Origin of the sequence: Qipengyuania sp. GPGPB31, assembly GCF_038396345.1 — a bacterium.
In the GTDB taxonomy this organism is placed as follows: Bacteria; Pseudomonadota; Alphaproteobacteria; order Sphingomonadales; family Sphingomonadaceae; genus Qipengyuania; species Qipengyuania citrea.
The window spans coordinates 308,683-321,246 of sequence record NZ_CP149572.1; the positions used below are offsets into that span (position 1 = coordinate 308,683).

Consider the following 12,564-nt stretch of genomic DNA (forward strand, 5'->3'; position numbering starts at 1 on the left):
CCTAGCCGGCGGCGCGATCGGGCGCATCGACAGGGCTAGGCAGCGGCTCGGCAGCGGTCAAGAGCGGCAGGCTGAGGACCAGCGCATCGCCCTCGCGCGCCAGTTCGCCGCCCGCGGCGCGCGTTTCGGCGCGGGCGAGGCGGAGCGAGAAACCGGCGCCGAATATGCCCGAACTCAGCGTGCTGCCGCCCGCGCGGACATCGGAAGAGAAGATATCCTCGGCCTTGGCCAGCTTGGCGGGCAAGGCGATCCGCAGCGCGACCTGTTCGCCATCCTGCACCATCGCCAGCGCGACATGTTCGCCCGCAGCGGTTGCGCCGGCCATTGTTGCCAGCACGCGCCAGCCGAGCATCTCGGCTTCCTCGCGGGCCAGCGCCAATGGTGCGGTATCGGCGGCAAGCTCTGCTTCGAAGCGCGCCACGCGCGGGCTGAGGACGCTCTGCAACTGGTCGACCTGGGCACGGACGATGGCGGCGAAATCGCTTTCGCCCGCCTCGAGATCGAGCGCGCCGGTCTCGAGCCGCGCCAGCCGGTCGAGCTCGTCGAAACCCGCGAGGATGCGCGCCGAGTCGCCCGCGATCGAGGCGGCCAGCGCGCGGTACTCATGCGGGGTCGGGCCGAACACCTGCTGCTGGATGACTTCGGCATAGCCCTGCATCGCATTGACCGGCGTGCGTAGTTCGTGGAGCAGCTGGCGCAGTCGGTCGGCACCGCGCTGGACGCGGTCGTCGACCGCCGCAATCGCGCGGCGGAAGCGACCGACATAGCCATGGAAGCGCCCGTCGCCGCGGGTGAAGCGCGGCGCGGCATCGACGATCCAGTCTCCCTCGATCGCCTCGGCCCCGCGCAGCGTGATCGGCATGTCGCGCAGCGGCTGGCGATTGGCGAAACCGGCGGCGAAATCGCCGCCCAGCGGCGCATGGGCGCGGCGCTGCGACAGGTCGATCCCGACAACCAGCGGCGCGATCGCGGGTTCGGCCCAATCGATCCGGCCTTCGGAATTGGTGCCGAAATTGAAGGAATCGATCGGTTTGCGGGCAACCGGCTGCTCGAGCTCGGCCATTGGCAGGGTCGGCGCATCGCCTGGGGCGGTGCGCGGCGCACGCGCCTTGCGAAAGGTTTCGATCCGTTCGACCAGCGCGCGAATGCCGTCGGACTTGTCGGGATCCTGCGCGGCGGGAGCAGGCACGGGATCGACAGGACCGACAGGCTCGGCAAGTTCGGAGGCGACCGGCGGCCCTTCGGGTTCGACGGGCCTGGTGGGCTCGGCCGCTTCGGTCGGGGGTGGCGCGGGGTCCGGCGCCTGCGCCTGCGCCGGACGCAGCGAGAAGGGCGCGGGACCATGCATGCCAGCGCCGGTGTCCGCGGGCCCCTCGGCTTCCGCGGGCAGTGCTGCGGGCTCTTTCGCAGCCACGGTCTTCGGCATCGGCAGCGCGCGGTCGGATACACCCAGCCGGTCGAGCACGCGCACGGCAGCCGATGGCAGGTCGCGGCGATGCCGCAGGAAGCCGCGCGTCCGGATCGGCAGCGTGGGAATGATCCCGGCCCATTCTTCGCCCGTGAGATCGGCGCGCTGCAAAGCCGCCGCGGCGATCGCGGGATGCGCCTCGCCGAACCAGCGGACCAGTTCGGGATTGCGGAACCGCCAGCCGTTTTCGCCCACGATCGCGGCGCGTTCGGCAGTCGGGATCATGTCGGCCAACGCGATCAGCCGGAGATAGGCCGCCGCCTTGAGCGCGGAGTCGCCGCCACGCTGCGGCCGTTCACCCAGCAGATCGAGCAACTGCCGGAACTGCGTCTTCGCCGCGCGCTCGCCGGCGGCGCGGTGGCGCAGCACAGTGGCAAGGCGATCGTCGAAATGCATGGATTCTCCGGGGGTGGCGAGGGTTTGCGACAGTTACCCCATCGCAGGCCAGGGTTTCTACCGCTGTAAAACTTACAATGAACGGAAAGTTGCCAGCGCGTTGCAAAGCGGGACAATTGCTGGCAAGACTAATAATGTTAGCCAAGACGCCTGTGTCGCGTTGTTAACATTTCGTGGAAGTTTCGCGATGCCACATCGCGGCGTAAGGGTAGCAGGGGCAATGAGTATGGCCAATCTCGACGATATCGACCGGCGGCTGCTGGGGGAACTCCAGTCCGAAGGACGAATCACCAATGTCGAACTGGCACACCGGGTCGGGTTGACGGCCCCGCCATGCCTGCGGCGTGTCCGCGCGCTGGAAGAAGAGGGCGTGATCCGCGGCTACCATGCCGAGCTCGATCCGTCCAAGCTGGGCTTTTCGATCACCGTCTTCGCGATGGTCAGCCTCAAGAGCCAGGCCGAAGACGCGCTGCGCGAATTCGAAGTGGCGATGCGCGACCTGCCCGAAGTGCGCGAAGTCCACATGCTCAACGGTGAAATCGACTTCATCATCAAGATCGTCAGCGAAGATCTGCAGAGCTTCCAGGAGTTCCTGACCAGCAAGCTGACCCCGGCACCCAATGTCGAAAGCGTGAAAACCTCGCTCACCATCCGCACCAGCAAGCTCGAGCCCGGCGTCCCGCTGTGAGCGGTGCCGCGCGGATCGAGGGCCATTGCCTGTGCGGCGCGGTCACCATCGCGCTCGACAATCCGGCGCAGCTCATCGAGATCTGCCAGTGTGACATGTGCCGCCGCTGGGCGGGTTCGTTCTACAGCGCGCAGACCGGCGAATCCGTCCGCATCTCGGGCGAGGACAGTGTCACCATCTACCGCTCGAGCGAATGGGCCGAACGCGCTTTCTGCGCGCATTGCGGCAGCAATCTGTGGTTCCGCTTCCTGCCGACGGGGGGCCGCAGTTTCTCCGCGGGCCTGTTCGATGCCGCTGCCAAACATGCGATCGAGAAGGAAATTTTCGTCGACGAACGCGCCGACTGGTGCCGCATCGAAGGCGACCACCCCCGCCAGACGGGCGCCGAGGTGATCGCCGAGGCAGAAGCGGCGGGTTTCAAATTCAACTGACAGACGTTGCCGCGTGCCACCAACCAGAGTTCGGTTCTCCGGCGGATGCCTGGCCATCGTGATGCTGGCTGGCGCTGTAGGCGCGATCTCCGTGGCGCTGATCGCGCTGATCCCGGCAATCGAAGTGGAACCGTCCTCGGCCCGGGGCAGCGAGCTGATTACGTATCTCGCCCGATTCCGTTGGCAGGGCATCAGCATACCGCTGGTGCTCTTCGCCGCGGCGGTCACCTACAACCTCGGTCAGATGGCCCGTCGCTGGATCGATGAAACCGCGGTGCTGGCCGATGACGAGGGATTGCGGTTTCACCCCTCTATCAGGAAAGATCCGCTGGGCTGGGACGAAGTTCGCCACATCCGTGCGGAATCGCGGTTCGGTGCGATGCAACTGCACATCCGCACGGTGGCCGGGAAGCGATTTCGGATCACCCCGTGCGATCACGACGAGGTACGGGCGCTGGTCGCACGATTTGCGGCCATGAGCGACGAAACCTAGGCGCTGAACCCACCGAGCAGTCGCGCACCTGCCGATTATACCGGAACTGGCCGAACTTCTGTTAGGCCTCGCGCGTCTTGAGCCATTCCTCGAGCCATTTGATCGAGTAGTTGCCGCTCTTCACATCGTCCTGCTGGAGCAGTTCCTGGTGCAGCGGAATGCTCGTCTTCACGCCTTCGACCACCATTTCCTCGAGCGCGCGCTTGAGCCGCATCATGCAGCGTTCGCGGTCGCGGCCGTAGACGATCAGCTTGGCGATCATGCTGTCGTAATAGGGCGGGATCGAATAGCCGGCGTACAGCCCGCTATCGACCCGGACATGCATCCCGCCGGCCGCGTGGTAATAGGTGATCTTTCCCGGGCTGGGCGTGAAATCGAACGGGTCTTCGGCGTTGATCCGGCATTCGATCGCGTGGCCCTTGAACTCGACTTCGTCCTGCGTGACCGACAGCGGCTTGCCCGCTGCGATACGGATCTGTTCGCGGACCAGGTCGATCCCGGTGATCATTTCGGTGACCGGGTGCTCGACCTGCAGGCGGGTGTTCATTTCGATGAAATAGAACTCACCGTTTTCCCACAGGAATTCGATCGTGCCGGCACCGCGATAGCCCATGTCGCGCATCGCCTTCGAGCAGACCTCGCCCATCCGCATGCGGTCTTCTTCGCCCAGCACGGGGGAGGGGGCTTCCTCGAGCACCTTCTGGTGGCGCCGCTGGAGCGAACAGTCGCGTTCGCCCAGGTGGATGGCGTTGCCCTTGCCATCGCCGAATACCTGGAACTCGATATGGCGCGGGTTGCCGAGGTATTTCTCGATATAGACAGTGGCATCGCCGAAGGCTGCTTTCGCCTCGTTGCCGGCCTGCTGCATCAGCGTTTCGAGCTGGTCTTCGCTTTCGCAGACCTTCATCCCGCGCCCGCCGCCGCCGCTGGCAGCCTTGATGATGACGGGGTAGCCGATTTCGGCGGCGATCGCGCGGGCTTCGCCGATCTCGCTGACTGCGCCGTCGCTCCCGGGAACGAGCGGCAGGCCCAGCGCGCCCGCGGTCCGCTTGGCGGCGACCTTGTCGCCCATCGTGCGGATATGTTCGGGCTTGGGCCCGATCCAGGCGATGTCGTGCGCTTCGACGATCTCGGCGAACTTGGCGTTTTCGGACAGGAAGCCGTAGCCGGGATGGATCGCGTCAGCATGGCTGACTTCGGCGGCCGAAATGATGTTGGCCACGTTGAGATAGCTGTCAGTCGCGCTGGGCGGGCCGATGCAGACCGCGTGGTCGGCCAGTCGCACATGCATGGCATCGGCATCGGCGGTGGAATGCACCGCCACCGTCTCGATACCCATTTCATGGGCGGCGCGGTGGATGCGCAGCGCGATTTCGCCGCGATTGGCGATCAGGATGCGGGAGATACTCACGGGCGCGCTCAGCCGATGACGACGAGCGGCTGGTCGAATTCGACCGGCTGGGCGTTCTCGACCAGGATCGACTTGACCGTCCCGGCCTTGTCGGCGGTGATCGGGTTCATCACCTTCATCGCCTCGACGATCAGCAGCGTCTGCCCTTCGCTCACGCTGTCCCCCGGCTTGACGAAATTCGCCGCGCCGGGTTCGGATGCGAGGTAGACCGTGCCGACCATCGGCGACTTGACCGCGCCGGCGGTATCGATGTCGGCAGCGGATGTCTCGGGCGTCGGCGCCGCGGCGCTCGGGGCGGGCGCTGCCACAGGGGCGGGCGCCGCGGCCGGTGCCGCAGCCATCGCCACGCCGCCGCGCGCAACGCGGATCTTGCGTTCGCCATCTTCGACTTCGATTTCGGTCAGTCCGGTGTCGCCCAGCATTTCGGCGAGCTCGCGAACGAGAGCGGTGTCGACATTCATACCGGACTTGCCGGTGCTGCCTTTACGATCGGCCATGGAACCCCTTGCGTATTGTTTGCGCCGCCTATGCTACCCGCGCGGCGTTTGGGCAAGGGGTGAGGGCGCAAATTAGAGCGCGGCTGCTTTCTCCAACGCTACGGCATAGCCGCGCGCTCCCAGGCCTTTCACCTCGTCAACTGCGGCCATGCCGACATAGGAAAGATGGCGGAAACCCTCGCGTGTCGCGGGGTCGGACAGGTGCACTTCGATCACCGGCACCCCGATCGCCTTGATCGCATCGAGCAGCGCGACCGAAGTGTGCGTATAGGCCGCGGCGTTGAGCAGCACCGCCTTCGCTCCGGTGCTGCGCGCCTCGTGCAGCCAGTCGACCAGCACGCCTTCGTGATTGGTCTGGCGAAAGTCGATCTCGAGGCCGAGCTCGCGCGCCTTCCCGCCAAGCATCGCCTCGATATCGGCGAGCGTATCGGAGCCGTAGATTTCCGGCTCGCGCGTGCCGAGCAGGTTGAGATTGGGGCCATTGAGAACGAAAACGGTGTCGGTCATGGGGAAGGGGTTAGCGGCAATCGGCAGGCCGCGGAAGGGCCGCGATGCTTCGCGTATTGAGCGAGGTTTTCGGAACAGCACTGGCCGTTCGAGGGTCTTGTGTCAGGGGAAAGGAGGTCCCGCGCATGCTAGACACTCTCGCGATCGAAATTGCCAATCACGCCACCCGGATCATCGAGCTGACCGGGATCGCCATCATTACGATTGGCGGCTTCGCCACATTGGCCCTGTTCATGTACCGGCTGGTCTGCGGGTACGACCGCAACGAGGCCGTGCAGAAATTGCGATCCAGCCTCGGCCGGGCCATCCTGCTGGGGCTCGAATTCCTCGTCGCTGCCGACATCATCAACACGGTCGCCATCGAACCGACATTGGAAAGCGTTGCCGTCCTGTCGGGAATCGTTTTGATCCGAACCTTCCTGAGCTTCAGTCTCGAGACGGAAATCGAAGGGCGCCTGCCTTGGCGCCAGAAAGCCGACGCGGGCTGAGAACGCTCTTTCCGTGAGACCTACTGATCCACGCCCTTGACCTTACCCCATTGGCGCGCCGCGGTGTAGCCGAGGTAGCCGGTGCCGAAGAGTGCGTAGAGTGCTTCGGGAAGCGCGGCGAGGTAGCGGGTCATGCCTTCGCCGATGGCGCGCGCAATGATGGGGTCGAAAGCGGCGATCACGCCCATCGGCATGCTGAACAGGATCAGCGCATACATCACGTAAAGAAAGCTTGGGCGGGCGCGGCTGGTCCAGGGGTCACTGCTTTGCGCTTCGGCGACGATGGCGGACAGGCGCGTCTCGATCTGCTTCAACTCCTGCGTGCCTTCGAGCGCAAGCAGTTCGAGCTTCGCCCGGGCCCGTGCGTCCTTGTCGGGGATCACCTTGTCGATGATCGAGGCAAGCGGGCCGATAAGCGATTCGATGAGCGGCATGGGCGTCTCCGGTTGGCGAGACCGAATCGAATAACCAGATTGGTTCGTGTAGGAAAACGCGAACGTCGGCGCGTGACTGTCGGCGCGGGGCCGCGCGGATCGTCATGGCTGCTGCGATATGAGGGAAGTCCACTGGTCGGGATGACTGGATTCGAACCAGCGACCCCCACACCCCCAGTATGGTGCGCTACCAGGCTGCGCTACATCCCGAAACCAGTGGAGGCGGCCCTATAGGGCGGGGGTTTGAGCATGGCAAGCACAGTTCGCAGGCAATTCGTTGCCCCGGCATCGCATTGCTGCTAACCGCGCCGCACTTTCGCAAGAAGGGTGGTGCAGGCGGCTTGAACACGGCGCCCGCGCGCTCCAATTGCGAATTCGACACAACGCCAATTTCCGACAGGTATTTCATCGATGATCGATCTTCTCGCCGCCGCCGGTAGCGCCGCAGCCGAGCCGCCCGCATGGACGGGCTGGGTCCTGCCGCTGGGCATGCTGCTGATCCTGTGGTTTCTCATCCTGCGCCCGCAGATGCGCCAGCAGAAGCAGCACCGCGAACGCGTCGCGGGTCTCGCCAAGGGCGACGAAGTGGTTACGGCCGGCGGACTGGTCGGCAAGATCACCAAGGTCGAAGACCACTACGTCCATGTCGAACTGACCAAGGGCATGACCGTCAAGGCGGTGCGCAACACGATCGGCGAAGTGCTGTCGTCGCGCGACAAGCCTGCCGCAAACGACTAGGACGGGGCGCACCACTTCATGCTCGATTTTCCCACCTGGCGTAAGATCTGGCTATGGCTGATCGCCGGCCTGTGCGTCTTTGCCGCGCTGCCCTCGCTGCTGTCGGCCACCAGCATTCGCTGGCCCGATGCCCTGCCGCAGCCGATGGTCAATCTCGGCCTCGATCTCGCCGGCGGGAGCCATATCCTGCTTGAAGCGGATGCCGCGCAGGTCGCTGCGCAGCGGCTCGAGAACATGGAAGAAAACGTGCGCAACACCATGCGCAGCGCCGATCCGCGGATCCGCATCGGCGACGTTTCCACCCGCGACGGCCGGCTCAGCTTCATGCTCGACGATCCCGGCCAGGTGGACCGCGCCCGCGAACTGCTGCTTCCCGCGATGAACGGCACCGGGCTGGTGCGCGAATGGGACATGGCGGTCGAGGACGGCAACCGCATGGTCCTCACCCCCACGCAGGAAGGCACCGACCAGGCTGTCAGCGATGCGATGGAAAGCGCCACCGAAGTGGTCCGCAAGCGGATCGACGAACTGGGCACGCGCGAACCGACGATCATCCGCCAGGGCGATACGCGGATCGTGGTGCAGGTGCCCGGCCTGCAGGATCCCGACCAGCTCAAGGCGCTGCTCGGCCAGACCGCCAAGCTCGAATTCAAGCTCGTCGACCAGAACGCGCTGCCCAGCGATGTGCAACAGGGCCTCGCCCCGCCGGGATCGGAAATCTTCCCCTATGTCGATACCTCCGATTTCGCGGGCACTTCGCTGGCGGTCCGCCGGCTCGGCGGTATTCGCGGCGACAATCTGACAGGGGCGCAGCAGAGCTTCGATCCGCAGACCAACGAACCGGTCGTCAATATCCAGTTCGACAGCGACGGCGGACGCCGCTTCGCCAAGCTGACCACCGACAATGTCGGCAAGCCCTTCGCCATTATCCTCGACGACAAGGTGCTGTCCGCGCCCAATATCAACGAACCCATTCGCGGCGGCTCCGCGCAGATTTCGGGCAGCTTCTCGGTCGAGACCGCGAACCAGCTGGCGATCTCGCTGCGGTCGGGTGCGCTGCCGGTCGATCTCGCCGTGATCGAGGAACGCACCGTCGGGCCCGATCTGGGCGCCGATTCGATCAAGCGCGGCATGCTGGCGCTGGGTGTCGGTTCGCTGCTCGTCATCGCGCTGATGATCGTCAGCTATGGCCGTTTCGGCGTCTATGCGACCGCGGCGCTGGGGATCAACGTGGCGATGCTGCTGGGCATCATGGTCGCGCTCAACACCACGCTGACGCTGCCGGGTATCGCGGGCTTCGTGCTGACCATCGGTGCGGCGGTCGACGCCAACGTGCTGATCAACGAACGCATCCGCGAGGAACGCAAACGCGGGCGCCGGGTCATCGCCGCGGTGGAGAACGGCTATCACGAAGCCAGCCGCGCGATCTACGACGCCAACATCACCAACTTCATTGCCGGTGTGCTGCTGTTCCTGTTCGGTTCGGGTCCGATCCGCGGCTTTGCCGTGGTGCTGATCATCGGCCTGTTCACCAGCGTCTTCACCGCCGTTACCCTGACCCGCATGTGGGTCGCCGGCTGGCTGCGCAAGGCCAAGCCCAAAGACATCGTACTGTAAGGAGGGCGACGATATGAAACTGCTCAAGCTCGTCCCCGACGACACCAATATCAGCTTCCTCAAGTGGCGCGTGCCCTTCTTCGCCATCAGCGTTCTGCTGATTGCGGTCAGCTGGGCGCTGGTGCTGACCAAGGGCCTCAATTACGGCGTCGATTTCGCCGGCGGTCTCGAAGTGCGCGCCACCTTCACGCAAAGCGAGGAAGCGCCGGTGGTGGAACTGCGCGACCAGGTCGAAGCGCTCGGCTACGGATCGCCGGTGGTGCAGCGCTTCGGCGAAGACAACCAGGTTTCGATCCGCGTGCGCCTGCCCGACGAGGTTTCCGCCGACAAGGAAGCCGCGCAGCAGGCGGCCAACGATATCGTCGACACGCTGCAGGCTGAATATGACGATTTCCGGCTCGACGGGAACGACAATGTGTCGGGCAAGGTCTCGGGCGAATTCCGCCAGACCGCGCTTTATGCATTGCTGGCCGCGATGGGGGCGATCGCGCTCTACATCTGGATCCGATTCGAATGGCAGTTCGGTGTGGGCGCGCTGTTCGCGCTGTTCCACGACGTCAGCCTGACGCTGGGCATGTTCGCGCTGTTCCAGCTGGAATTCAGCCTCCAGATCATCGCCGCGATCCTTGCCATCATCGGCTATTCGCTCAACGACACGATCGTCATCTACGACCGCATCCGCGAGAACCTGAAGAAATACCGCAAGATGGAACTTCCCGCGCTGCTCGACCTGTCGGTCAACGAAACGCTGGCGCGGACGGTGATGACCTCGCTCACGCTGCTGGTGGCGCTGTTGCCGCTGCTGCTGTTCGGCCCCGCCAGCCTGTTCGGCATGGTCGCCGCGATCACGCTGGGCCTGTTCGTGGGTACTTACAGCTCGGTCTATTCGGCAGCGCCGATCCTGGTCTGGCTGGGCGTGACCAGCGACAGTTTCGTGCCGACCGAAAGCGTTGCCGACGAACAGGAGAAGAAGGCGCGCGGCCTGGTCTAGGCGACCGCGTCGTAATGGGCGGCGAGCGCGGCGGCGTTCGCTGCCCAGCTGAACCGCTCCACCGTCGCCGCCACCGCCTGGGGCGGGCGCGGGTTGCGCATCACCTGTTCGATCCCTTCGCGCACCGCACGGCATGTCCGTGCCACGATGACGCCCGCCGCGGGTGAGGTGACCACTTCGCGCGCGCCGCCCGCATCGGTGATGACGATAGGCGTGCCGCAGGCCAGCGCCTCGATCCAGGCATTGGCGAGGCCTTCGCTGGCGGACGGCAGCACCATGGCATCGGCCGCGCTCAGGATGGGGGGAGCAACGCAGGTTCGAGGCTGCCGAGGAAATGCACGCGGTCGGCCACGCCCACCTGCCTGGCCAGTCCGCGCAGGCTGGTTTCATCCGCCCCCGCACCGACCAGCAGCAAACGTGCATTCGTCAGATCGGCCAGCGCCTTGATCACGAAGGCCTGCCCCTTGCGTTCGATCAGCGCGCCCACCGTGACCAGCACCGTGTCCGACGCGGCCAGCGGGATGCCGAAGCTTTCGCCGAGGCGCTTTTTCAGGCCCACGTGATCCATCGGGCGAAACAGGTCGCGGTCGAGCCCGGTGTAATGCACCGTGATCTTGTCGCGCGCCATTCCCAGCTCTGCCATGTCGTCGGCCAGCGTCTCGCACACAGCCAGCACGCCTGCGGCGGCGTCGGCGGTTTCCAGCAGGGCATCGCGGCCATAGGCGCGCGCGCCCCAGAAATGGATGTCCGCGCCGCGCGCCTTGACCGAGAATGGCAGGCCCAGATCGCGCGCGACGGCCATTGCGGCGGGACCGTCGGGATAGAAGAACTGCGCATCGACCAGATCGAACGGCTGCTGCGCGTGAAGTTCGCGCGCGAGCGGCAGGACCGCCCTGGCGATCAGCCCCGGATTGAGCCGCCCGCCGATTTTGGGAAGCAGGCGGAATACCGGTCGATGCACGGTCATGCCGAATTCCTGCGTGTCGCAAGCGGCCTCCGACAGCACGCGATAGCGGCCCAGCGCCAGCGGCGGCAGGCCGATGGGGTTGATGACCTCCACGTCCCAATGCGTGTCGCGCTGGAGCGCTTCGAGCGACTTGGCCACGAAGATCCCGAAGCGCGGCTGTGCCGTGTTGGGGAACAGGGTCGACAGCGAGAGGACCCGGCGGGTTTTCGCCACGCTCACAGCCGCCGTACCAGCATTTCCGCCACCGCGATCCACGCCGGATTGTCGACCACCTGCTGCTTTTCGCCATGCCCGGGAGGCAACAGCCCAACCATGCTGCCCTGTCGGTCGATCAGCCGCCCGAACGCGAAGCGCCCACCCTTGCGGGGCACCAGCACGTCGCGGTTGATGGCGCGGGCAGCGTCCTCGGGCGCGATCCGGCGCAGCCACAACTGGTCCCCGGGGCGGTATTCGCCATGCGGGAATGCGATATCGAGCACCATCAGCGATCCGCCCCCGCCGAGATCGGTGGCGAGGATGGCGTCGCGCGGGGTGGCCCGCGCTTCCGGCCCCGCCTGTTCGAGCGTCGCAACGACTTGCGGGTGATCGCCGCTTTCGCTGCGCACCAGCATTTCGGGTTCGACCCCCAGCGCGGCGGCAATCCGTTCCATCCATTTGAGCGACAGGTTGCGCATGCCCGTTTCCAGCCGGCCCACCGTTTGCGGAGTGGTGGGCGGCTCGCACGCAGCAGCCAGATCGGCCAGTGTCAGGCCCTTCTGGCGGCGGATATCGCGGATGCGGTTGATCACGGCACTGTCCCCGGAATAACCAAATTGGTTTTCCATCTTTCCTACAGGAACCAGATGGAAGCAAGGGCAAACTCCCACCCACCGCAGGAGAAATGCCGATGCGCCGCAAGCTTGTCGAACGTGAACTTACCGAGGAAGGCCCGCGCCGTGGCAGGGGGGCACGGCCCGCACGGCGCAGCGTGACGGTTAACCTGGCGGAAAGCCCGCTGTCCTGGCTGCATGCGCGTGGACATTTGTCCGACCGCCGGTTCGATGCCGCCGAGCGGTTGCGGCTGGATTACGAAAAGGCGCAGCTGGCGCCGTCGGTCACGATGCGGTGGGATCCGGTGCGGGTCGATTGCGCAGGAAGCGGCGGGGACGGGCTCACGCCAAGCGAGCGGCAGCTTGCGGCGAAAGCGCGCTTCGATGGTGCGATGGCGGCGGCAGGGCCGGGGCTGAATGATATCCTCTGGCGCGTCGCCTGTTGGGGTGAAGGCGTGCCGGCGGCGGAAAAGGCGCTGGCCTGGCCCGCGCGCAGTGGCAAGCTGGTGCTCGGTATGGCGCTCGACCGGGTGGCCGATTTCTATCGCCTTAGTTGATGCTGCGTGTGCTGGGGCTTTTTCGCTCAGGACCGTGGTCCATGCGGTCCATGTCTCCCGCATGCTGTCGGG

16 protein-coding genes and 1 tRNA gene are annotated in these 12,564 nt (G+C 65.5%); 8 read left to right on the top strand and 9 right to left on the bottom strand.

The annotated features are described in order from the left end of the window. Position 1: 1 nt before the first annotated feature. Positions 2-1,864, bottom strand: coding sequence for a histidine kinase dimerization/phospho-acceptor domain-containing protein (locus WKH79_RS01670; RefSeq protein ID WP_341859411.1), 1,863 nt, complete (start codon positions 1,862-1,864; stop codon positions 2-4). A gap of 226 nt (positions 1,865-2,090) precedes the next feature. Here WKH79_RS01670 and WKH79_RS01675 point away from each other — a divergent pair, with 226 nt between their 5' ends. The 3 genes from WKH79_RS01675 to WKH79_RS01685 all read left to right on the top strand — a co-directional run bounded on the left by WKH79_RS01675 (position 2,091) and on the right by WKH79_RS01685 (position 3,476). Beyond that, positions 2,091-2,552 carry an Lrp/AsnC family transcriptional regulator gene (locus WKH79_RS01675; RefSeq protein WP_050599282.1) on the top strand — a complete coding sequence of 154 codons (462 nt, stop codon included), beginning with the start codon at positions 2,091-2,093 and terminating at the stop codon, positions 2,550-2,552. Beyond that, the gene (locus tag WKH79_RS01680) at positions 2,549-2,983 is read left to right on the top strand and encodes a GFA family protein (protein WP_341859412.1); all 435 of its coding nucleotides are present in this window, start codon (positions 2,549-2,551) and stop codon (positions 2,981-2,983) included. Before WKH79_RS01675 ends, WKH79_RS01680 begins: the two co-directional genes overlap by 4 nt. 91 nt (positions 2,984-3,074) lie before the next feature. Next, positions 3,075-3,476, top strand: a complete 402-nt coding sequence (locus WKH79_RS01685; RefSeq protein WP_341859413.1) for a hypothetical protein — start codon at positions 3,075-3,077, stop codon at positions 3,474-3,476. A gap of 61 nt (positions 3,477-3,537) precedes the next feature. Here the strand turns inward: WKH79_RS01685 and accC are convergent, their stop codons facing one another. The 3 genes from accC to WKH79_RS01700 form a co-directional block, all read right to left on the bottom strand. Continuing rightward, positions 3,538-4,887 carry an acetyl-CoA carboxylase biotin carboxylase subunit gene (gene accC / locus WKH79_RS01690; protein ID WP_160767149.1) on the bottom strand — a complete coding sequence of 450 codons (1,350 nt, stop codon included), beginning with the start codon at positions 4,885-4,887 and terminating at the stop codon, positions 3,538-3,540. Between the two features lie 8 nt (positions 4,888-4,895). Then, positions 4,896-5,384: an acetyl-CoA carboxylase biotin carboxyl carrier protein gene (gene accB / locus WKH79_RS01695; RefSeq protein WP_269420961.1), complete on the bottom strand. Its 489-nt coding sequence runs from the start codon at positions 5,382-5,384 to the stop codon at positions 4,896-4,898. A gap of 72 nt (positions 5,385-5,456) precedes the next feature. Continuing rightward, entirely contained in the window at positions 5,457-5,891 is a 435-nt protein-coding gene (locus WKH79_RS01700; RefSeq protein WP_160767148.1) for a type II 3-dehydroquinate dehydratase, read from the bottom strand. Positions 5,892-6,016: 125 nt separating this feature from the next. On the opposite strand from WKH79_RS01700, the gene WKH79_RS01705 reads away from it, so the two are divergent. Continuing rightward, a complete protein-coding gene (locus tag WKH79_RS01705; protein ID WP_082835630.1) occupies positions 6,017-6,379 on the top strand; it encodes a DUF1622 domain-containing protein in 363 nt (120 codons plus the stop codon). A gap of 20 nt (positions 6,380-6,399) precedes the next feature. On the opposite strand, the gene WKH79_RS01710 is transcribed toward WKH79_RS01705, so the two are convergent. Beyond that, positions 6,400-6,813, bottom strand: coding sequence for a holin family protein (locus WKH79_RS01710; protein ID WP_341859414.1), 414 nt, complete (start codon positions 6,811-6,813; stop codon positions 6,400-6,402). A 133-nt stretch (positions 6,814-6,946) separates the two neighbouring features. Then, positions 6,947-7,023: transfer RNA gene (locus tag WKH79_RS01715), tRNA-Pro, on the bottom strand. 201 nt (positions 7,024-7,224) lie between these two features. Between WKH79_RS01715 and yajC the strand changes: the two genes are divergently transcribed. From yajC to secF, 3 genes are read left to right on the top strand one after another with little or no spacing between them, the layout of a single operon-like run. Next, positions 7,225-7,551, top strand: coding sequence for a preprotein translocase subunit YajC (yajC, locus tag WKH79_RS01720; RefSeq protein WP_050600083.1), 327 nt, complete (start codon positions 7,225-7,227; stop codon positions 7,549-7,551). A gap of 18 nt (positions 7,552-7,569) precedes the next feature. Beyond that, entirely contained in the window at positions 7,570-9,168 is a 1,599-nt protein-coding gene (gene secD, locus WKH79_RS01725) for a protein translocase subunit SecD (RefSeq protein ID WP_341859415.1), read from the top strand. Positions 9,169-9,181: 13 nt separating this feature from the next. Continuing rightward, the gene (gene secF, locus WKH79_RS01730) at positions 9,182-10,159 is read left to right on the top strand and encodes a protein translocase subunit SecF (RefSeq protein ID WP_063506008.1); all 978 of its coding nucleotides are present in this window, start codon (positions 9,182-9,184) and stop codon (positions 10,157-10,159) included. On the opposite strand, the gene WKH79_RS01735 is transcribed toward secF, so the two are convergent. The 3 genes from WKH79_RS01735 to WKH79_RS01745 are packed head-to-tail and all read right to left on the bottom strand — an operon-like array spanning position 10,156 to position 11,914. Then, positions 10,156-10,437, bottom strand: a complete 282-nt coding sequence (locus WKH79_RS01735; protein ID WP_341859416.1) for a glycosyltransferase — start codon at positions 10,435-10,437, stop codon at positions 10,156-10,158. The genes secF and WKH79_RS01735 overlap by 4 nt on opposite strands. Positions 10,438-10,451: 14 nt before the next feature. Continuing rightward, complete coding sequence (locus WKH79_RS01740) at positions 10,452-11,339, bottom strand: glycosyltransferase (RefSeq protein ID WP_341859417.1); 888 nt, start codon at positions 11,337-11,339, stop codon at positions 10,452-10,454. Between the two features lie 2 nt (positions 11,340-11,341). Continuing rightward, positions 11,342-11,914, bottom strand: a complete 573-nt coding sequence (locus WKH79_RS01745; protein ID WP_341860079.1) for a helix-turn-helix transcriptional regulator — start codon at positions 11,912-11,914, stop codon at positions 11,342-11,344. A 98-nt stretch (positions 11,915-12,012) separates the two neighbouring features. On the opposite strand from WKH79_RS01745, the gene WKH79_RS01750 reads away from it, so the two are divergent. Beyond that, complete coding sequence (locus WKH79_RS01750; RefSeq protein WP_050600079.1) at positions 12,013-12,492, top strand: DUF6456 domain-containing protein; 480 nt, start codon at positions 12,013-12,015, stop codon at positions 12,490-12,492. The last annotated feature ends 72 nt before the right edge of the window (positions 12,493-12,564 follow it).